17 protein-coding genes are annotated in these 21,377 nt (G+C 47.3%); 3 read left to right on the top strand and 14 right to left on the bottom strand.

Annotation, left to right across the window (positions count from 1 at the left end):
• Positions 1-37: 37 nt before the first annotated feature.
• Complete coding sequence (locus tag MKX98_RS12720) at positions 38-685, bottom strand: trimeric intracellular cation channel family protein (RefSeq protein WP_194545140.1); 648 nt, start codon at positions 683-685, stop codon at positions 38-40.
• A gap of 136 nt (positions 686-821) precedes the next feature.
• Here MKX98_RS12720 and MKX98_RS12715 point away from each other — a divergent pair, with 136 nt between their 5' ends.
• Together MKX98_RS12715 and MKX98_RS12710 are read left to right on the top strand one after the other, a co-directional pair.
• Complete coding sequence (locus MKX98_RS12715; protein ID WP_220685743.1) at positions 822-1,466, top strand: thiamine diphosphokinase; 645 nt, start codon at positions 822-824, stop codon at positions 1,464-1,466.
• Between the two features lie 268 nt (positions 1,467-1,734).
• A complete protein-coding gene (locus MKX98_RS12710) occupies positions 1,735-2,229 on the top strand; it encodes a C40 family peptidase (RefSeq protein ID WP_071218205.1) in 495 nt (164 codons plus the stop codon).
• Positions 2,230-2,288: 59 nt separating this feature from the next.
• Here the strand turns inward: MKX98_RS12710 and MKX98_RS12705 are convergent, their stop codons facing one another.
• Entirely contained in the window at positions 2,289-3,011 is a 723-nt protein-coding gene (locus MKX98_RS12705; RefSeq protein WP_194542075.1) for a response regulator transcription factor, read from the bottom strand.
• A 227-nt stretch (positions 3,012-3,238) separates the two neighbouring features.
• Here MKX98_RS12705 and MKX98_RS12700 point away from each other — a divergent pair, with 227 nt between their 5' ends.
• Positions 3,239-6,589 (top strand): discoidin domain-containing protein, encoded by a 3,351-nt coding sequence (locus MKX98_RS12700; RefSeq protein WP_220685744.1) that lies wholly within the window; start codon positions 3,239-3,241, stop codon positions 6,587-6,589.
• Between the two features lie 92 nt (positions 6,590-6,681).
• On the opposite strand, the gene MKX98_RS12695 is transcribed toward MKX98_RS12700, so the two are convergent.
• From MKX98_RS12695 to MKX98_RS12640, 12 genes are all read right to left on the bottom strand, one after another.
• Positions 6,682-7,755: a ThiF family adenylyltransferase gene (locus MKX98_RS12695; protein ID WP_339224418.1), complete on the bottom strand. Its 1,074-nt coding sequence runs from the start codon at positions 7,753-7,755 to the stop codon at positions 6,682-6,684.
• A 182-nt stretch (positions 7,756-7,937) separates the two neighbouring features.
• On the bottom strand, positions 7,938-8,747 hold the full coding sequence (locus MKX98_RS12690) for an aminoglycoside phosphotransferase family protein (protein ID WP_339223242.1): 810 nt from the start codon (positions 8,745-8,747) through the stop codon (positions 7,938-7,940).
• A gap of 308 nt (positions 8,748-9,055) precedes the next feature.
• Entirely contained in the window at positions 9,056-10,609 is a 1,554-nt protein-coding gene (locus MKX98_RS12685; protein ID WP_071218209.1) for an ABC-F family ATP-binding cassette domain-containing protein, read from the bottom strand.
• Between the two features lie 122 nt (positions 10,610-10,731).
• Positions 10,732-11,787, bottom strand: a complete 1,056-nt coding sequence (locus MKX98_RS12680) for a hypothetical protein (protein ID WP_339223240.1) — start codon at positions 11,785-11,787, stop codon at positions 10,732-10,734.
• 21 nt (positions 11,788-11,808) lie between these two features.
• Positions 11,809-13,614, bottom strand: coding sequence for a group II intron reverse transcriptase/maturase (ltrA, locus tag MKX98_RS12675; protein WP_339221841.1), 1,806 nt, complete (start codon positions 13,612-13,614; stop codon positions 11,809-11,811).
• Between the two features lie 697 nt (positions 13,615-14,311).
• Positions 14,312-14,869 carry a hypothetical protein gene (locus MKX98_RS12670; protein ID WP_339223238.1) on the bottom strand — a complete coding sequence of 186 codons (558 nt, stop codon included), beginning with the start codon at positions 14,867-14,869 and terminating at the stop codon, positions 14,312-14,314.
• 5 nt (positions 14,870-14,874) lie between these two features.
• A complete protein-coding gene (locus MKX98_RS12665; RefSeq protein ID WP_233354819.1) occupies positions 14,875-15,270 on the bottom strand; it encodes a hypothetical protein in 396 nt (131 codons plus the stop codon).
• 24 nt (positions 15,271-15,294) lie between these two features.
• A complete protein-coding gene (locus MKX98_RS12660; RefSeq protein ID WP_071218212.1) occupies positions 15,295-15,753 on the bottom strand; it encodes an ABC transporter permease in 459 nt (152 codons plus the stop codon).
• Between the two features lie 75 nt (positions 15,754-15,828).
• Positions 15,829-17,901, bottom strand: a complete 2,073-nt coding sequence (locus tag MKX98_RS12655) for a hypothetical protein (RefSeq protein ID WP_339223235.1) — start codon at positions 17,899-17,901, stop codon at positions 15,829-15,831.
• Entirely contained in the window at positions 17,891-19,801 is a 1,911-nt protein-coding gene (locus MKX98_RS12650; protein ID WP_339223234.1) for an ATPase, T2SS/T4P/T4SS family, read from the bottom strand. Before MKX98_RS12650 ends, MKX98_RS12655 begins: the two co-directional genes overlap by 11 nt.
• Positions 19,788-20,657: a hypothetical protein gene (locus tag MKX98_RS12645; protein WP_339223232.1), complete on the bottom strand. Its 870-nt coding sequence runs from the start codon at positions 20,655-20,657 to the stop codon at positions 19,788-19,790. The genes MKX98_RS12650 and MKX98_RS12645 overlap by 14 nt, the downstream gene beginning before the upstream one ends.
• On the bottom strand, positions 20,654-21,361 hold the full coding sequence (locus MKX98_RS12640) for a hypothetical protein (protein ID WP_194542067.1): 708 nt from the start codon (positions 21,359-21,361) through the stop codon (positions 20,654-20,656). The genes MKX98_RS12645 and MKX98_RS12640 overlap by 4 nt, the downstream gene beginning before the upstream one ends.
• Positions 21,362-21,377 lie beyond the last annotated feature (16 nt).

The raw sequence follows: 21,377 nt of genomic DNA, 5'->3' as shown, positions 1-21,377 counted from the left end.
GAAATTCTAATTCATGCATGACGTTACCTACCATCAATTAACCTGAACTGACTTTTTTTCCACTGGCTGCTGTAGGATGGCCTTCGTGCAGCGACCTTCTGGGCAGTCTCCATTTATAAAGCACGGACAGCATCCGGAATACAATCACCACTACAAACAGAGTAAGCAGCTCCCAAGTCTTGGTGGCCACGCCAAGGCCGATGGCGACCCCTGCTATCATGGCCCACACCGCATAGATCTCATCACGGAGTACCAGTGGCTTCCGCCCTGCCAATAAATCGCGGACCATTCCCCCGCCGCTTCCGGTAAGCACAGCAGCCACAATCACCGCGCTCATGGGGTGATTCATTTGCGTAGCATATAGAGCCCCTTGAATCGCAAAGGCAGATAGTCCGATCGCATCGAACAGCGCCTCCGTTTTCTTCCAGTGCTGAATCAAGCCGAGCGGCAGCACAAACGCTACAAATACTGAAATCATCGCGAGCATGATTAAATCGCCCTGTCCCCACAAGGTGGTAACCGGCACGCCGATCAGTACGTTTCTTATAATACCCCCGCCGAAGGCTGTTACTAAACCTAATACCACAACCCCCAGAATATCGTATTCCTCTTCCATAGCTACAAAAGCTCCGGACATGGCAAACGCAATGGTGCCAATGATACTGAATACGTCAAACACATGCATGTCCAAAATTCAGTTCCCCCGCTCCCCCGTCAATTTACATACTACATTGTAGCCGTGCCTATTAAAATTGTGCAAGCATGAAAACTGCTCTATACTAGAATACAATGACAATTCTCTCGAAAAAGGAGGAATTATAATGAAACATACTCGCGTCCTGATCTTTACAGGTGGGGAGTTGTCACCACGATTCCTGGATGAGGTTCAAAACGGGGACTTCATTATAGGGGCTGATCGCGGAGCCCTCTACTTGATTGAACATGGGATGAAACCCGACCTGTCCGTTGGAGATTTCGATTCCATTCCGCCAGAACAGATGGATCGAATACGCTCCAATAGCGGCAAGGTGATTGACTGTGATCCGATCGATAAAAATTTAACCGACACCGAGCTTGCCTTCGAGCTGGCACTGGAGCATTCCCCCGAATCCATCATGATTCTGGGAGCAACAGGGACACGCCTCGATCACACGCTGGCTAATATCCACATGCTGATTCGCGGACTCCAACATCATATTCCGTGTTCTATATTAGATGAGAACAATTTTATTACCCTGACAGGCTCCAGCTGCATTGTCGAGAACAAAGGGTTTACATATGTCTCCCTGCTGCCGCTGACTACGGAAGTTACCGGGATTAATCTCGAAGGATTCGAGTACCCGCTCCACGACGCCACATTGCGATTGGGGCAGTCACTAGGAGTCAGCAATAAGCTGGCTGAGGACAAAGGGACGGTCCGGATCGAAGGCGGTCTGCTCCTTATTATTCAGAGTAAGGACCGCTAATCGTTACTATTTTGTCATCTTTGATACGGGAATGTTAACAATCAAATCCATCGCTAAAAACCCTTGTTTATCAAGGGTTTTTTCTCATTCCCAACTCATCCACTGCACTCATTTCTTAATATTTTGTAACTTTTAATGATATTTTAATAATCCGCTTTCATTTCATGCGGCCCAAGGGTTTGCGCCGATTAACCAAAATATAGTCGGTTTCAAATCTGATATACTCGGTTCATCGCAAAAAACAAAACTGCTTGGAGGTAATAACAACATGAATCGACAGCATTGGATTAAGAAGGCCGTAGTAATCAGCTTGAGCGCAACTTTGGGTGTAGGGGCAGTTCTTACTGTTGCACCACCAGCTCCTGTAGAAGCAGCATCGGTAAGCACAGGAACTCGAGTCGTTAACTTCGGTAAACAATATATGGGAACACCTTATAAATTCGGAGCATCTACATCCACTACAAGAGTATTTGATTGCTCTTCCTTTATGAAGCATATCTTCAAAAAATACGGCGTGAATCTGCCTCGTACATCTGCTGCTCAATCCAAAGTGGGTAAAGCGGTATCGAAATCGAACCTGAGAGCCGGCGATTTGGTATTCTTCTCGAGCGGAAGCCGTGCAAATGGCCGAAACGTGACTCACGTTGCCGTATATATGGGTAACAACAAAATTTTGCACACCTACGGCAAGCCTGGCGTAACCATCTCCAGCCTGTCTGGCAACTGGAGCAAAACTTACCTGAAAGCTCGTCGCGTACTGTAGTAGTTTAATTACTCCATTGTTACTATGGAATTAGAATTATATCAAAGACCGTCTTCCTCTCACGGAAGGCGGTCTTTTTTGCTTGCAGCATTGATTTCTTCCTCCGATAGCAGTTTATATCCGGTTCCCCGAATCGTTCGCAGCAGCTTTTGTTTGCGTCCTCGATCGATTTTTTCTCTCAGATGAAGAATATAAACATCTACCACATTGGTGCCTGTATGGAAATCATAATCCCACACCTGTTTTAATATATCCTCACGCGTGCATACCTGCCCCTGCCTTCTAGCTAAAAACAACAGTAGATCATATTCGCGATGAGTCAGCTCGATCGCTTCCTCTGCTCGGGATACATTCCGGCTCAGAGGATCGATCACCAGATCTCCGATTCGGATGACTTCTTCTTGTTCCATGCGACCAGTCTGAAATAGTTTCAGTAAATTGGCAATACGCGCCAACAGCTCCCTTGTATCTCTATCATTAGGGATGTAGTCATGGGCACCTGCCTCCAATGCCTGAATGGCTTCATCAGAACCGTCATTTCCGATGATGATGATCGGGATCTGTTCCCTTTTGCCCGTCAATCGCTCCACGAGATTGAATTCGCTCATACCCGGCAATCTGCTGTCGATAAGCAGCAGGTCTGCGCCTGAACGCTGCAAAACGGCGACCACTTCCGAATAATTCATAACATGTTTAACCTTATAGCCCGATTGTTCCAATATCTCCATAACGCTCTGGACCCGATCTTGATGATCTGCCGCGATCAGTATTACTTTCTCCACGGGTTCCCCCCCGCTTTCAACGCTTAATAATGTAAGTATGGCTGTTTCATCCTGCTTTCACTCCAAAAGATGCTCGGATCACGCACGTTTTCCGTAGTAATACATCTTATCTCCGAAGCGGCGCTATTTTTATAATGGGATAAAGGATTAGGAAAGGGGGATATTTTCGCCGATTAGCTCATTTAATCGAAAAGTATCGAGTGAACACTCTGGAGGAGGAAAATAACATGCGCAACAAACTCGTGGTATGGCCTCTTGTCATGGCTATGCTGATATCTATCGTATGCAGTGCCGCAGTGCCGCCAACCCCGGTTTCGGCAGCAGCCGAAACCAACCTCTCGCATGGCAAAGCCGTAACAGCAAGCGGTCAATCCCAAACCTACGGGCCAGCTAACGTTATCGATGGCAATCAGGGTTCGTACTGGGAAAGCACCAATCATGCGTTTCCGCAGTGGATTCAAATCGATCTTGGCGCTGACACCAGCATCAACCGGGTCGTTCTTAAACTTCCTGCCACCTGGGAGTCTCGGACACAAACGCTAACCGTACAAGGCAGCTCGAACGGTTCGACATTCTCCAATTTGGCGGACTCGGCCGACTATGAATTTAACCCCTCTACATCAGGAAACTCGGTGACCATCCGTTTTGATGAAGCGAGCACGAGATATGTTCGCCTGACCGTAACCAGCAACACGACGTGGCCGGCTGCGCAGCTGTCTGAGTTCGAGATTTATGGACCATCGGTCTCCCCGCCAACGCCTCCAACGGGAAACAATATCGCCAGCGGCAAACCGATTACCGCCTCCTCAAGCACCTTTACGTACACTGCAACCCAAGCTAACGACAACGACATCCAAACCTACTGGGAAGGCGGAAGCAATCCAAGCACCCTGACGCTCGACTTGGGAACGAATCACGATATCACCTCCATCGTACTGAAGCTGAATCCTTCTCCGGCATGGAGCACGCGCACGCAAACCATACAAGTGCTCGGACATGATCAGAGCACAACAAATTTTAGCAATTTGGTATCGACGCAGTCCTATACGTTCAACCCCGCGTCCGGCAACTTTGTGACGATTCCCGTAACGGCAACCGTGAAACGTCTTCAATTAAACATAACGTCCAATACCGGCGCACCGGCCGGGCAGATTGCGGAATTCGAAGTTTACGGCACAGCCGCCCAGAATCCGGACCTGACCATTACGGATATGTCATGGACCCCATCTTCTCCGATTGAAAACGATGACATTACACTCCGTGCTACGGTTAAAAACATTGGGGCCGTGGAAGCCGGGGCTACGACGCTCAATTATTACTTAAATGCGGATAAAGCAGGCTCCTCCCCGGTAGCTCCGCTCGCGGCAGGTGCTTCCACCACGGTAACTCTACAAGTCGGTACCAAGGCCGCTGGATCCTATTCCGTCAGTGCCAAGGTTGATGAGGATAATGAAATCATGGAACAGAATGATGAAAATAACAGCTATTCGCATGCGTCCCCGCTCGTCATCGGTGCCGTTGAAAGTTCCGATTTGGTAGGAACTGTACAATGGACACCCGCCACTCCAGTCGCAGGGAACGCAGTAGCCTTTACCGTTAATCTTAAGAACCAGGGCAACAAAGCCACGGCAAGCGGATCCCATGCGATATCCGTCGCTCTGAAAAATCCGGCCGGTTCAACGATTCAAACCTTAACCGGAAGTTATGATGGCGCCCTCGCTGCAGGTTCCTCTGCTCCTATCCATATTCCGGGCACATGGACAGCGGCAAATGGCAGCTATACAGTAACAACAACCGTGGCACCCGACACAAACGAAGTACCCCTCAAACGGGAGAACAACGTCAGCCAGGCGAATCTCACGGTATATTCCGCTCGCGGTGCCAGTATGCCATATACCCGATACGATACGGATGATGCATTACGCGGCGGCGGAGCTCAGCTGAAGACGGCACCGACATTCGATCAAGCGCTCACAGCATCGGAAGCATCCGGGCAGCGTTATGTCGCGCTTTCTTCCAACGGGTCCAATCTGGAGTGGACGGTTCGACCAGGTGAGGGCGGAGCCGGCGTCACTATGCGCTATACGATGCCGGACTCATCAAACGGCATGGGATTAACCGGCTCGCTCGACGTTTATGTAAATGGTGCGAAGAAAAAAACCGTTCCATTAACTTCTTACTACAGCTGGCAATATTTTTCCAGCGATCATCCTGCAGACGCCCCAGGTGGAGGACGCCCGCTCTTCCGGTTCGATGAAGTACACTGGAAGATGGATACGCCGCTCCAGCCGGGTGACAAAATCCGTATTCAGAAATCCAATGCGGATAACCTGGAATATGGCGTTGATTTTATCGAAATCGAGCCGGTCCCCGCGGCAATCGCCCGCCCGGCTAACTCGGTATCCGTAACGGATTTCGGTGCAACGCCGAACGACGGCCAAGATGACCTATCGGCGTTTGAAGATGCTGTGCAGGCTGCCGCTTCAACCGGCAAAACCTTATACATTCCTGAGGGGACATTCCATCTGGGCAACATGTGGAAGATCGGCTCGGTTGGGAATATGATTGATGACATCAAGATCATAGGGGCAGGCATTTGGCATACAAACATTCAATTTACCAACCCGAATGCCGCTTCTGGCGGGATATCACTTCGGATCGCGGGTCAGCTTGATTTCAGCCATATCTACCTCAACTCAAATCTGCGTTCACGTTATAATCAAAACGCAGTCTACAAGGGATTTATGGATAACTTCGGCACCAACTCCAAAATCCACAATGTGTGGGTTGAACATTTTGAGTGTGGATTTTGGGTAGGCGATTATGCGCACACCCCAGCCATCATCGCGGAGGGGCTGATCATTGAAAACAGCCGGATCCGCAATAATCTTGCCGACGGTGTTAATTTTGCCCAAGGAACCAGCCATTCAACTGTACGTAACAGCAGCATTCGTAATAACGGAGACGATGGTCTCGCCGTATGGACGAGTAACGTGAATGGCGCGCCTGCGGGCGTTAACAACAACTTCTCTTATAACACCATCGAAAATAATTGGCGTGCGGCAGCTATCGCATTCTTTGGGGGAAGCGGTCATAAGGCTACTCACAACCTGATTGTTGACACCGTAGGCGGTTCCGGTATTCGAATGAATACCGTGTTCCCGGGTTACCATTTCCAGAACAATACCGGCATTCTGTTCTCCGATACCACGATCATTGGGAGTGGAACCAGTAAAGACCTGTACGATGGGGAGCGCGGCGCCATCGATCTGGAAGCGTCAAATGATGCGATCCGCAATGTCACGTTTACCAACATCGATATCCTGAACACCCAGCGCAGTGCCGTTCAGCTTGGTTATGGCGGCGGTTTTCAGAACATCGTGTTTAACAACATCCATATTGACGGTACGGGGCTTGACGGGGTCACATCCTCCAGATTCTCGAATCCTCATCCAGGTGCGGCAATTTACACCTATACGGGCAATGGGTCGGCAACATTTAACAATCTGACCACGCAGAACATCGCTCATCCCGATTTGTTTTTCATTCAGAACGGTTTTCAATTAATCGTGCAATAACCCGGCTTAAACATCACAAAAAGGAGGAGTCCATTGCGACTCCTCCTTTTGATATTGATGGATTAGATAAGTAACGTTGGGTTAGTTTCAGATTAACCACCAACATATTGATTATACAACGACCTGGCCTTGGCGATATCCGATGTGCCATGCACCAGGGTTCTGCCGTCCCGGAATATAACCAAACGATGTGGATTCACCTGATAGATGATCATATACGGCGTTACGGTTGCTTTTCCTTGATGAAGCTTGTTCAACCGCTCAGCCATTTCGTCCAATTGAAGCTGCAGGGGTCTGGCTGGCCTGATCTGCACCGTATCCCTGCCGCACAACACTTCGCTTTTATCCGCGTGTTCAGCCGTCAAGTAAGGATATTTCGGATGCTCCCCGCATGTGGGACAATCCGATTTTTTCGCTCGGTCTACGCCAAACTCCACCCGTTCATTACGCCACAAATCGAAGGACAGCATCTTTTTTCTAAGAACATGTCGATGCCCCGATAAAAGCTTCATCGCTTCCATCGTTTGATGAGTAGCGACCATCTGTACCGCTTGCGGAAGAATTCCGTTAATGTCGCAGGTGTCGCCGCCCAAGGGAATCGTCCCAAGCAGACAGTTCAAGCATGGCGTCTCTCCCGGTAAAAATGTGTAACTCATGCCTGAACTTCCGACGCAGCCTCCGTAAATCCACGGGATTCCATACTTAAATCCGATGTCGTTCAGGATCAGCCGGGTTCCGAAATTATCGGTAGCGTCCATCATCAAATCAACGCCTTGACTGAGTACTGCCAGTTCCTGCGCACGTACATCCATAACGATACCGTCCACGATAACGTCTGAATTAATCGCAGATAAGCGCTTAGCCGCTGCTACGGCCTTCGGCAATCGATCGATCGCGTCCTGTTCGGTAAACAGCTGCTGACGCTGCAGATTGCTCCATTCCACGTAATCCCGATCCACGATGGTTACATGCCCGACACCTGCGCGAACCAAAGTTTCCGCTACGGCGCTTCCCAGCGCCCCGGCACCAAGAACGAGCACATGGCTCTTTCGGAGGCGAAGCTGACCTTCTTTTCCAAATGGGGTAAACCGCTCTTGCCTAGAATATCGATCCTCTCGTTCCATAGGAACTGTTACACCGCGGTCCGTGGACTCCGAGGCTGCCATGAAGTGAGGCAACGTACGATTTACTTCCTCCCTGTTATCGTTTAAACGAGACATGAATTATCCTCCGATCAATATCTGCAAATCTTCTACGAATAAGAGAAGACTTCACGAAGTTTTTAAATGACAACCTATGATTAGAAATACCCATCCCCCGAAGAGGATGGGCTGTTTACTATTTCAGCCTAAAACAACCTTGTATTCAGCGCCTTCTCTAGGACACCGCGATGACGCATAATCCAGGCTGCACTCCGCGCCCTCCAGGCCAATCCCCACAGAGGGCCTTCCGATTCCGGCGTGACCTGCAGCTCAATCGCTTCCTCTGCCGTTTCCCGAACGACCACCTCAACGATCATATCAAACAGGGCCGTTCGAAGGGACGGATCGACGCCATAGGCGTCAACCATTAAACGGAGCTGCCTTGCACGGGCATTAGCATCCGGCAAACCGACTCTTTCCGCAACATCATCATCGTGCAACTGCGGAAAGAGCCAGCACACACGGGCTAATTCGACGAGAGGATGTACAGGTCCGGCGTATTCCCAGTCAATTAACGCAATTGGCATCCCATCACGGGTAACCATATTCCAAGGTGCAATATCACCATGGCTATATACAAGTCCGCTGTCACCCAGCTCACGCAGGAACCACGGCTTCCAGACACTCCCGGGATGCGATTTAAATGTAGCCGAAGCGTCATGAAGTTTACGCAATAATTGTCCTACTTCGATGATGCCTTCGTCGCTCCAGGGCCCGGGATGAACAAATTCGCCTTCGATGTAACTTAACATCTCTTGGCCTTTCTCATTACATCCAGAGCCTATAATTTCCGGAATCGATGTAAACCCTGTTTGCCTCAGATGCCGCAACAATGAGTGTATAGCCGGCGTCCAAGGTCCTGATGGGCGGTACACAATCTGGCCCTGCCGTACAACCGACTTTTCAGGAGAAAGCACGACGTCCTCTCCCTGACTGGAGTTATGTTCCGAATTCATTTTAAATACGTCTCCCCTTCAGAAGGGAATTACACGGGTTAACGGGGCTATGGATGCGAATCCCCTTCATATAATAATGCCCCGATGGATAAGTCCATGTCTTCCATCAACATCTCCTCCGTTCATTTCAGGTTGTTTCTAGCATATCACAAATAAACCATAAACCGAATGTCCATCTTACCGGATATACCAAAGGAGGACAGGCAGCAATCTGCCCATCCTCCTTATAAAAATACTAATACATTCATTCTAATCAAAGTTTTCATTTCATATATCCTGCTGAGGGCAGAGTGGGGATTCTGATTGAATCAGGAATTCTGGTTGGACCAATCTTCGACGTTCCAGATCTTGGTCACCCAATCCTCATAAAACTCAGGTTCGTGGGAAACCAGCAGAATCGTGCCTTTATATTCTTTCAAAGCACGTCTTAGTTCCTCCTTAGCCACAACGTCAAGATGATTCGTCGGTTCGTCAAACAGAATCCAGTTGCTTTCGCGCATCAGAAGCTTACACAGACGGACCTTGGCTTGCTCTCCGCCGCTAAGTGCCTTCATCGGACGGGTAATATGCTCGTTTTTGAGCCCGCAGCGAGCAAGCGCTGCACGAACCTCGTGCTGGTTCAAATGGGAAAATTCGTTCCACACATCATCAATCGGTGTAATATTCCCTGGACGTACTTCCTGCTCAAAATAAGCAGGCACCAAAAAATCCCCTTGATAGGTCTTCCCCGAGAGCGCTGGAATTTTGCCAAGTATGGTCTTCAGAAGCGTTGATTTACCTACGCCATTACAGCCTACAATAGCAATTTTCTCTCCACGCTCGATCAGGATATTCATTTTGGGGAGCAATGGCCGATCGTATCCGATCTCAAAGTCGATTCCCTCAAATACCGTTTTACCGCTGGCACGGGCTTCCTTGAAGTTAAACACAGGTTTAGCAGCTTCCTCCGGACGGTCAATCCGCTCCATACGATCCAGCTGTTTCTCCCGGCTCTTCGCCCGGCCAGAGGTGGAATAACGAGCCTTGTTCCGCTGAATGAAGTCTTCCTGTTTCTTGATGAACTCCTGCTGTTTCTCGTAAGCATCAATATGCTGGTTCTTATTGATATCAGCCATTTCCAGGAACTTCTCGTAGTTCGCTGTATAGCGAGTTAATTTCGCAAATTCCAGATGATAGATCACATCCACCACCTGGTTCATAAACTCCGTATCATGGGATATCAGAATGAAAGCATATGGGTACTGCTTCAAATATTGAGTGAGCCAATCAATATGCTCAACATCCAGATAATTGGTAGGCTCGTCCAGCAGCAGTACATTCGGCTTCTCCAGAAGAAGCTTCGCAAGCAGTACTTTGGTACGCTGTCCCCCGCTTAAAGTTGCGACATCGCGATCCAGGCCAATGACGGATAACCCAAGACCATTCGCCATCTCCTCAACCTTTACGTCCAGCATGTAGAAATCCCCGATATCCAGCTGCTCCTGAATTTCACCCATTTGCTCGAGCAGCAGCTCCAACTCTTCAGGAGAAGCATCACTCATCTTATTGGTGATCTCCATCATTTCTTTTTCCAGCTCCAGTAGAGGCAGGAAGGCATCCTTTAACACATCGCGAACCGTTTTGCCAGGTGTCAGCTTGGTGTGCTGGTCCAGGTATCCGTACCGGATCTTCGGTGTCCATTCCACCTTGCCGCTGTCTTTTAACAGCTGCCCGGTCAAAATATTCATTAGTGTTGATTTGCCTACGCCGTTTGCTCCAACCAAACCAACATGTTCGCCTGCCAGCAAACGAAAGGATACATTCTTAAATAGAGTACGTTCCCCGAAATTATGTGATACGTTCTCTACAGTCAATAAACTCATGGCTATAGTAACTCCTGTCTGTATAAAATGAACTTATTTCATGTTAATTTAGCGAAATATACACAGTCAAGAGTTTATTGTATCACATCATGGAGTCCGGCAGAAACCATAACTTTCAGGGATTAGAGGACACCGGGATTAGAACAGCTTTTCTCCTGATATCCTGCTGCCGCTGCATCTTTGGCACTCGGGAACACTTCTTCCACGCGATAGTTGAATTGACAGACATCACGGTAATAATATTTGAACCCCCTACTATCCACCCCTCCAAAATAAACAGGAGCTTTAACAAGTCTGCCTCCTCCAAGGGCATAGTTATTATAATACTGATCGCCCATGGGGACGCCTTGAATGAACGCCATCATACCGATGTCATCCATCGTATTCACCCACTCTTCCTGGGATATCAACGGAAGCGCGAACGTATAGGTTACTCCGTTTCGGAGCGCCACTTGGTTGTGCCGCTGTATGTAATAAGCAAGATGATCTTGAACGCTATTCACAATCGTGATCCGTCTGACTTGTTCAAACCTGTCCTTGTCTTCCAGCAAAGCTATACCCGTCCTGCCGCTCAGATCCTCCCGATAGCCGGAGTGCCAGATGGAAGATCCTCCGCCTGATTCATATACCTGAACGAAGGAATCCAATGTAAACTGGATGCCGTTGGCCCTGCCATCATTCCAGGCATAAGGGATTTTGGGTGTCCATCTATGCTCCATGAGCTCCTCCCCATACGCGTTGGTGAAGGTTTGTGAAACATACATATAAAACCCGTCATAATCCAGAACAACGATAGCAGGAATATACCACCACAGAGCAGACTGAGCAGCCGGATCATCCGCGATCCCCATATTGATGTACAGCGTCCGGGAAAAGGACTCCAGCGCTCGTTCTTTATCCGCACGCATAAATTTTATAGAATCATATGCCGACTCTTTGTCCTGGGTCTCATTATCGTTCAGCATCATCCCGCCGTCTTGAACGGCTGTACGCAGAGCAGCCGAATATTTCATTTCTACGTACCGGACATCCTCTAAACTCTCGGCACGCATGCCCAGAATTATAAACATGGGGAAAAACACGGCGGTAAATACGATGGCAAGATCAATAGAAATAGGTAAGGATTTGATACGATCACCGCCTTTTCCCCTTCTCCGCACCGTGCGTGCGACTTTCATCGCACACGGCGCTCCATCTTTTTAGATTTTTATATCAATAGGTTCCAAGTTACTCATTTTACGGTACTGGTTGATCTTCTGAATTATGGATTCAGAAATTTCAATGGTAGACATGAGTTTAACAATCGTCTCCGGTATTGATGCATGAATTATTTTATGGATATCTTTGTGTAGGATTCGTAGATTTTTGTACATGTCCGTTCCTCCAAGGTGAAGGGGTTGAAGGTGATGACAATGTACTTCCTCAGCGGTAAGGAAGACGCCTGAAATTTCGCATTTCCCCGCCTTCATACTGTATCTACTCAACCTGTTATCCAGATATTCGATGCTCCGATCCGGGATGTTGGACTTCATGAGTTTAATAATCTCAGAATTTATTTCCGGATTTAATTTCTTATGAAGTAGTGTTCTACCTTCAGATGTGAATGGGTTTAGATCTTGTTGAAAACATAAGTTGTTCATCGTTTTCACATCTCTTAAAGGGAATAGGAATACTCCTGCAACTTTAAAAGTTCTGTAGTTATTCTTGTAGAACTTTTTGTAGGTTGGTGGTGGAATATTTGGATGTTGATATTTCCCGATTGCTTTTAGACGATTGTAAGTGAATGCTTTCAGATCATAGGCAAGTCGTGCGAACTCAACACTAACATGTGTTGCTCGTGAGAAGTACCTGTGGATTCCAAGTACAAAGCTATTGAACAAGAGTGCATTTTGTGCAGTGGGCGATTTGTGTATTGTTTTGATTCGATCTTTTGCTTCCTTCTTGAGCTGTTCTTTCTTTTTGTTGTTTATGCCCGTGTATGCTACTCTCTTTTTTCCTTTTTTCTCAGCCCATATAGTGAACCCTAGGAAATCAGATTTTCGTTTTCTAAGGTTCACGATTTGTGATTTTTCGGGTGAGATGTCAAGTTTAAGACGATCCTTGAGATAGAGTCTGACTGCATGGTACCACCTATGGGCTGTCTTCCAATCGCGGCAGAGTATTTTGAAATCATCTGCGTATCGAACAATGTAACCTTCTTTGAGGTTGGTTTTCTTGAGTGCTCTAATTCTGTGAAAGTTCCCCGCATACGCATATTGGGTTTCAAAATTTACCCATTGCCCAGCTACCCATTGGTCCAAGTCGTTTAGTACGATATTGGATAATAGTGGTGATAAAATTCCACCCTGTGGAGTGCCCTTTAATGGGGTACCTTCTCCTTCAATCTCAGCTTTTAGCATTTTGCTGATGATTCTCAGTACTCTTTTATCCCTTATTCCCATGTTCCATAGCTGTTTTAAGAGTAATGTGTGATTAACATTATCGAAAAACCCTTGTATGTCTACGTCTACAACATAGTGGAGGTTCGCCATATTAATTAAATGTTGCACTCTGGCAAGGGCATTATGTGCTGACCGCACTGGTCTGAAGCCGTAGCTATGTTTGTAGAAGTAAGCTTCAGCAATGGGTTCAATAACTTGTTTGAAGCATTGCTGAATGATTCTATCGGTTATACAGGGAATACCCAGTGGCCTTTTTTTCCCGTTAGGCTTGGGGATAAGGACTCGTCTAACTTTCTTTGGTTGATAATTCAGTAGCTTTCTCCTTATTAGGAGTACCATTTCTTCATCTGTTAGTGTTTTTAGGTTTTCAATCGTTTTGCCATCTGTTCCGGGTGTAACCGAGCCTTTATTTGACTTTATGGTGCGGTATGCCAAAAGGATATTCTGTTTCATAGTTATTAGGTCATAGAGATTGTTAAAAGCTATCCTTTTTTGAGCGTTTTCATATAGGTCAGTAAAGGTACTCGTCATGTCATAGTAGTCCCAGTAACGTAGAGTTTGCACTGTGGCATCACCTCTTTCAGGAGATTTCCCACGTTCCTACCTGATCGGTGCAATTCACTTTTTGGAAAATTGATATTAATTTAAAAAGACTTGAGGCTGTTCCTCCAAACCCATTACAGGAATATCATCGGTCGTGCCTCTACTCTCACAAGGATTAGTACATTTCGGCATATGTTTTGCCTTATAGTAGCCGTCTGGGATGGCAGTCCGCTATTACGACGTTCCTTGCTTTCCTTGTTCCCTGTGACCTAGCTATTCGTGCTGAGCCTTAGGTGCATCCTTTGAGCCTGTGGACTGGATATCGCCTTAGTTCGATATAGCGTATTTCCTAGACTACAATCGTACTTTACGCCGTCCACCCTGATCTTTTGTCAGGACGTATGTTTCCATACGTTATGAATATAGACCCGTACATTCGGAGGTTCGTCAGATCTGAAGATCATTCTCACCATAGCTAGCTTTTCAGCCATCCGGCATATCAGTTGGCATACCTTCTCAGGATGAGTGGCTCTAGCCTTCCTTCTGCCGACTTTACCTGTGCTTCGAACCTAACACGCTGCCCGTGTTACGCACGCAGGAGATTAATGGGATTGTTTCAGGAAACTTGGTCCCCTCATTCCAATCCTCGGCCGCAGAGTTAGACTTAAGTAATTAAGTCTCTGCTTTTCCCTCTATTAAGCGGTTATAGCAGAACAAGTCACTCGTAATCTTCATTCAGTACCAAACCTCCGTATGGAAATGCGATTGCTGCTTTGCCACCAGAATTTGATCCGGTCAACGCATCGAACATGATCAATCCGGGTGTTCGATTCAGAGTACTGACACTTACCTGAAAGTGATCTCCAGCCGTTAGACGGTATCGGCGTCTGTCATCCTGTTTATCGACATTCGACTCCGGGAATAGATATCCCATAACATCTTCCTGATAATAAGCATCATATACGACGGAATAGCGGTTCAAGAATGTTCCAGGATCTGAAGGATCGGCATATTCCGGGTGGTATTTCTTATGATGATGTTCCATTTCCACATTGTAAATGTTCCCGGTGGCTGCCAGCTCTTGCAGGAAGTCATTGTACATGATCGGAGTAATATACCCCTTCGTACGAACACTATCCACGAATTTGGTAACGGATTGATAAACAACGAGTCGTGACAGATCATCCTGTCTTCTGGCCATCTCGCCTGCGGGAACCAAGTACAGCAGAAGAAGAGCCAGAAAGGCAGCAAACCATTTCGAAACCGAGTTTGACATTGTTGTTACCTCACTTTTACAAACTGGATGCTCTCCACTTCTCCATCGATCCTCCGAACGTACTCCGCATCATAATGGGCTTCCATATCTATGATCGAAAGATCCAGTTCCTCCGGATTACTGCCTGATTGGAACAGCACGCCATCCACATACATATTGAAGCCGCCAGCTTGAACCTCTCGCAGCGTGAATACGACTTCGCTTCCCTTATAAATGAGCTTTCTGTTCTCGTTCGTCATCTCTACGGTGATCACACCCGCATGCTGCTCCTGAGTCATTCTGCCTACGGCTGATATACCGCCATCCACCATCGTCTGAATATGGAAGGCATACAGGGCTGCGCCAAGAAATAATGCCACTGCTGCTGCCAATTCAAGTGCGCTTATCGTTTGTCCACGCAAGGCAAGTCACCTTTCCATTCATAACTATTGATCGAATTTAATGCCTCTGATTACGTTAGAATCATCCTTAACGATGGTCGCCTTAAATTTGCCGCTTGGATTGACGTACTCTGGGCTTTTCTCATCCATGACGAGTTCGATATTCCCTTGTCTTGAATCCGGATTGAGAATCGAACCGTCCTTCTCCAACACATTGCCGTACCATTGCCCTGCTTTATTTTTCCCTGTTGCTATGAAAACTCCAAATTGATCCTTATCCTTGTATTTACGCAGTGCGTTTGTCACCTGAGAACCGCTGATGGTTGTTCCGTCATACACGGTAAATGCTGCCTGGGACAACTCTGTCTGAATATCTGAAAAATTGTTTTGAGCGGTTTTGGTTGCCTCCTGCGCCGAAATAAACAAAATAACAACAATGGTAATCAGTGCTATGGTCAGAAATATGCCTGCTGCAACCTTTAAAGCGGATGATGCATTATTCATTGAAATCTCCCTCATTCTTTCAATTATTTTTTGATCCTGTCGATCATGATTCCGGTTGAGCCTATCCACGTATCGTTATAATCGTTGAATTTGCTCATAATACGTTTCCATCTGGGAGAAACTCATGCCGATAAGCGGGATAACAAGATACATAAAGATCAACGCATACATCGGAGTAAAACCGATCATTCGCCCCCATGCGGCCTTCGTATCGATCATCGCTTCGTACTCCTGCTTGCGTCGCTCGAAACTGTATATCATTTCTCCATCGAGGTCATCAAAAACATCCTTGATCGGTACTTTATCTACCGCAAGCAGCAGCTTGTCCACCAGCCGCTGAAATTCAGGAAACCAGACGTCTTCCTTCAGCTCCAGCAATGCCAGCTGGGCGCCATGTTCGTAATGAAGCAAGCTTTTTTGAATGGGAATCTTAAAAATAACAGCAAACCGATTAAGCCATTCCAATATGGCCTCAACCGAGATGCGCTCCATTCCGCGCAGTATGGATATGACCGTTTGAAATTGATAAATTTCATGCCTCATTTCCATATTGCGTACTTTCCGGTGAAAATGCAGCAGCCATAATGGCGCCGCATATGCAGCCACACCTGCCAGAAAGGATAGCAGCAGCTCCCACCATTTCAAATACTCGCTGTCATAGCGCTGCAGTTTAGTCATAATTCGATCGGTTATGATCTCAACTTGTTCCTTGGTCAATGAAGTAGGATCTGTCTCACTAATCATCTGCTTGACCTGATCATCGGTCACTTCCGGCGACATATGCAATTGTTCCATTAGCAGCCGATCGCGCTCAACCGTTTCCTCTGCCTGCCGACGCTCGATCTCATTCATCTGGCCGAACAGGGAATGATTCAAAGAAACGGGGACATACAGCAGATGATGTTTAGCCTGCACATGCAGACCTATAGCCAGCGATAGCGACAGGAAGAAAGCCAGGCAGAAGAACGTCACCCTTCTGATATAGAGCCATTCGAACTTGATTCTCGCGTTGCTTTCCTTTAGTAAGCGTACCTGCCTGTCATATTTCACCGTACCGGGTGTCGGAGCCATTACCTTCACAAGCCAACGCATAACAGCAATCCGGTACATTCTTTCTTCCAGGGTCATCTTCTGAACCTCTGCGCGGTAATCCGTTTCCCGATTTTGCTGGAGCTTCTGAAGCAAGATGTAAGAGATTAGAATGATGATATAAATCGATATCTTGGTCATAAACCCGAGCTTGCTCATATAAAACTCATCCATCGACGGAAAACTGCTCCTGGCCCAGCGTTCAATCGGTTTGGTGAAAAAGACCGGAGCCAACGCAATCACATTCAAGCCCTTCATTAAATAATCCAGCTTGTCTCTGCGCAATATTTCCAATTGGATCTCCTTGGTCAACCCGCTTAGGCCATGCAGATAGATAGAGCCTTGTTTTCTCGCATGATCACCAAACTCCATGACAAGATGTGAAATACCCGCAAACGCTTTAAGATATCGGTTCGGCGCTACCTCATAATACCTCTCCAACTCGTCATCAGGATCGTTGGATACCAAGGCATTATAGATCCGATGAGCATGCATAGAAATTTCATGCCCTGAAGTCTCCGCTCCCTCGTACAAAGCTTCCTCTACCATTCCATGCTGCTGATAGTGATGGCGGACGGAGGAGAACAAATCAACCGATTGGACAAGTATTTTTCGTTCCAGTCGGTTAATGAACATCTCAACAAGCATATTGTTAATAACCGCTGCTGCAAGAATAACAATGACAATAAACCCCAGGTCCGGATGACTCCATATAAGGAGCATGGCGGTTAACCCGATCGTACCGGTAATCGCGAAGGCTAATCTCACGGTTTCAAACCGGAGTGATATTTCGTCATAGGGATGCATGATCGCGATCCGCTGTCTGATCCGTTTAAGATAGGCTTTGATTATAGGAAGCTTCATTCCATACCTATAGGCCAATTGAAACCATTGCCGGTACATCCCGCGCAATGACCTTACCTCGCCCGCATCAACCTCTACGACAGCTACCTCACCATACCCTCGTCTTCTGTTCATCCACGACACGATACCGAATGTGATGGAAAATAGTGCCAAAGATATGATTGAAATCAGAATTAATACATCTTTAGAGGACACTTTGTTCCCCCCAACCCGAAGCCAGAAACACTCTGAATTCTTCGGCATCTTCCGGATGCATATGCTCCGTCATTTCGCGAACACTGCTTTCGGATAACTTGGCGGCAGCGATATAGCTACCGTCCCGGTATTCAATCACATTACGAGATACGAAATAACTTACTTCGTTCAATCTCCGCATATGTTCTGTACTTAACTGAAAATATTCCTCCATACTGTTCTTCCAGCGCTTTTCTGAAGTTCCCTCGAATGGTGGCAGGGATCCCTTCTCAACCGGGATGCACTCTGTAATACGTTCTATGTAGCGGTTACCGTAAGCGTCTCTTCTTAGATGAATGTCAAAGTTGATCACGCTGACCACCTGCTGCTCTGCAATATGCTCTTGCCTGAAAACGCCGCTCTTGAGCAAGGAGTTGCGCAAAGATTGTACAAGGTCTTTGAATGTCTTGGCATGATGGGTAAACACGGTAAACAAACTTGCCACTTGAGACATCTGTATCATCCATGACGCTACCTCGTCACTGGCAACCTCACCAAGAATATTAACGGTACCGTCCGTCTTCTTCTGCAGATCCAGACCGGCCTGCCCACTAATATGCTCGGTTTCCCTGAAGCTGAGAATATTTCTGCGGCTATAGATTTTCCTTAAATGCAGCTCAAAGGCCATCTCTTGCACCCGAAGGGTATAGGAGGCATAAATATGACCCACCATCGCCATGAGCAGCGTTGTTTTTCCGGAACCCTGCGCACCGGTGATTGCCGTAATCCGGCTGCCTTTCATTAAATACCTCAACAAACCGATTACCAATTCCGAACCGTTTCCCGTAATTAACTGATCAAGCGAAGCCTTGGGCAGATCAAACTTGCGGACAAAGAACGCCCAGGACTCGGCAAACGGGGGCCGAACCACAACGACCCTGGAGCCATCTTTCATCTCATTCACTTTATAACCGCTGGCTTCTGAAAGCTGCCCGGGATGATTGTATTTGTATATGTTTTGACATACTCTTTTCAGTTCCAGCATCGAACCAAACGATAAAAAAGCTAGATGCAGCGACACCCCTCGATAAAAAATCCAGACACTCTCGCAGCCTGTTGCTGGTGATTCGATATTTGAAAAGCCAAGCCCCAAAAACTCATCCTGGTCGTGAAAGATATACTGTCCGCTGTCACGGTTGACAGAAATGCCACTTACCCCGCCACTGATCCCGTCGATCCGTTGATCCCTGATTTCATCCACGACGGAAAAGCCTTTGTACTGCTGATAAATGCGCTGAACGACGATATCAAGCTTCTCCGGAAACAAGAGCGGTCGCTGCTCTGACTCATAGATATACGCAATATCCTCTGCGGTTACCGCATATACGCTGCCCTCTCCATAACCGGGAATCACGCGAGGCCCTGCAAGATCATACGTCTCAAGAAGTACGGATAAAGCATTCTCTCCGTGCCTCTGCTTATACAGGTATAAGATGATCTCGAATTGATCCTGGGCTGTTAACTCGGTCAGGTTTTCGAATGGAATGGCCGCATGAATGTTGGACTCGTTCAAACCCAGATCTCTGACCAGCAGCCGCTTTAAAAAATCCTTTACATAAGCTTTATCCAGCACATCTCCGGATACGCAGCCCTTGAGGGCACTTCTCAATTCACTTCGCTTGTTCAGCCTTCGGCGATACTCCTCTTCATGCAGCCCTAAATCAGACAACTGGCTGTGCGTCAGCTGATGGAGGCTTTCTTTAACAAACGCAGTCATGGCTTCAAGAGAATAAGGGTCGGACCCCCGCGAAATAGCAGCGGCCGGTTTTCGGGTATCCAAATAACGCAGATATACAAACAGCAGTACAAACAAAATAATGATGATGATCCATATCGTATTAAAGGAATTACCCAAGAGCATGCTGGCCTCCCGCTTTCGAACCGCCGGAAGGAAGACCAAGATGTTCAGCCGCGGCATCCGCCAAGTTACAAACGGCAACATACAGTGAGCTCATCCGTTTCAGGTCAGCGCCTCTCCGACTTCGCTGCATATAAGGCATAACGGAGCGCATATTCCATGCATCCGTCATGCCGGAACAATATGGAACACCAAGTATTTTCGTCTTGATGCCAAAGCGGCGCTTGATATTTTGCAGTGTACAATGGCTCTCCCGGTCATATTTGCCGACGATATACAGGCTTGCCTTGTCCTTCAGTTCAGGGGGTAGCCCCTCCTGTTCAAGCTTATTCTCCAGTACATGCAAATTTTGATTCAAACCAACCACGATGAAGTCGGCAGCTTGAAGTATCGCGCGATCTACCGCTCCCGGAACTCCATTACCTGCATCGGCCACCGTGACGTCGTAACTTCGCTTGGAGAACTCCATAACTCTGGTCATAAGTTCCGCCTGTTTTCTGTCCTCCGCACTGCTTGTGGTCTGTATATCATCGGCGGACATTAGTTTCGGTCCACATAAAAGATCTAGCCGATCAGACAGGAGCGGCAAAGTATAATTGCGTACATTCTCCGGGTTCAGCCTCCCGCTTGTACAAAGTCTTTCCAAGGCATCCATTCCGGTATCTTGAAATGCTGTCATAAAATCAAATGATTCCTGCTTAAAGGAAAAAGCTTGTTCCACTCGCTCCCCTGCATGTCCACCATGGGCGAGCAGCACTTTGACCTGATATTCAAACGCCAATACGATAGGTAAACTCGAGGCCAGCATCGTACTGCCGCTGCCGCTTTTCAAGGGACTCCATACAGCAATCAGACTCATGCATGTCTCCTTCCTGCTTGCCGAAGTGCCCGGCGAATATGCCGCTGCTCCATTTCCGTTAACAGGCGGAGAAGTTCGGTAAGCGATCGTTTATACTGTCTGGATAATGGCTTGATACCCAGTCTTCCTGCATGTTCATTTTTTATTTTCAAGGCAAAGAACAATTCATCCCACGGCATTTTCACGGGAGGACCCAGCCACTGAATCCGGCTGTCTTCCAGATAACCTTCTATATAGGACTCATCCATCAAATCTTCAATGACCTGAACATATACCCGATGGAAAGGAGGGAGCGGATCATCTGTTCTTGCGGCTCTTAGTTCATCAAGCAAAGCCGTACTCTTGCGCAGTCCGGTTACCTCGAACCCGCTAACCCAAACATGGGCATCTGCTGTATCCCACTGCATCTTGTCCAGGAATTCCGACTTCTCCACGTCCATGACGATATAGTCGTACTTCTTCTCGTCTGCTTCTTCCAGATAGTCCATGAGTGAAGTATAATTCTCAAATCCGGTTGCCACGTCGAATCCGGCAAACTCCATAACCGGCAACTTCGGGTGCATCACGCCTATGCAATGTTTGTACTTCGCATCCATCGCACCATCCACGAGCAGTACCCTATTGTCTCCATTGGCTAATATTTTGCACATGTAGAGGAGCATGTCGCTCTTATCACAGATACCTGTAAATATCCACGTCTTCACTTTGATTACACTCCTT

The organism is Paenibacillus sp. FSL W7-1332, from assembly GCF_037969785.1.
Taxonomy (GTDB): domain Bacteria; phylum Bacillota; class Bacilli; order Paenibacillales; family Paenibacillaceae; genus Paenibacillus_AQ.
The sequence above is the reverse complement of the archived record's forward strand: the minus strand, read 5'-3'. Positions and strand labels throughout refer to the sequence as shown.

Coding starts and splice junctions, on each gene's coding strand:
- MKX98_RS12720 (WP_194545140.1), bottom strand. CDS start 685: ATGCATGTGTTTGACGTATTCAGTATCATTGGCACCATTGCGTTTGCC.
- MKX98_RS12715 (WP_220685743.1), top strand. CDS start 822: ATGAAACATACTCGCGTCCTGATCTTTACAGGTGGGGAGTTGTCACCA.
- MKX98_RS12710 (WP_071218205.1), top strand. CDS start 1,735: ATGAATCGACAGCATTGGATTAAGAAGGCCGTAGTAATCAGCTTGAGC.
- MKX98_RS12700 (WP_220685744.1), top strand. CDS start 3,239: ATGCGCAACAAACTCGTGGTATGGCCTCTTGTCATGGCTATGCTGATA.
- MKX98_RS12695 (WP_339224418.1), bottom strand. CDS start 7,755: ATGGCAGCCTCGGAGTCCACGGACCGCGGTGTAACAGTTCCTATGGAA.
- MKX98_RS12690 (WP_339223242.1), bottom strand. CDS start 8,747: ATGAATTCGGAACATAACTCCAGTCAGGGAGAGGACGTCGTGCTTTCT.
- MKX98_RS12685 (WP_071218209.1), bottom strand. CDS start 10,609: ATGAGTTTATTGACTGTAGAGAACGTATCACATAATTTCGGGGAACGT.
- MKX98_RS12680 (WP_339223240.1), bottom strand. CDS start 11,787: ATGAAAGTCGCACGCACGGTGCGGAGAAGGGGAAAAGGCGGTGATCGT.
- MKX98_RS12670 (WP_339223238.1), bottom strand. CDS start 14,869: ATGTCAAACTCGGTTTCGAAATGGTTTGCTGCCTTTCTGGCTCTTCTT.
- MKX98_RS12660 (WP_071218212.1), bottom strand. CDS start 15,753: ATGAATAATGCATCATCCGCTTTAAAGGTTGCAGCAGGCATATTTCTG.
- MKX98_RS12650 (WP_339223234.1), bottom strand. CDS start 19,801: ATGCTCTTGGGTAATTCCTTTAATACGATATGGATCATCATCATTATT.
- MKX98_RS12645 (WP_339223232.1), bottom strand. CDS start 20,657: ATGAGTCTGATTGCTGTATGGAGTCCCTTGAAAAGCGGCAGCGGCAGT.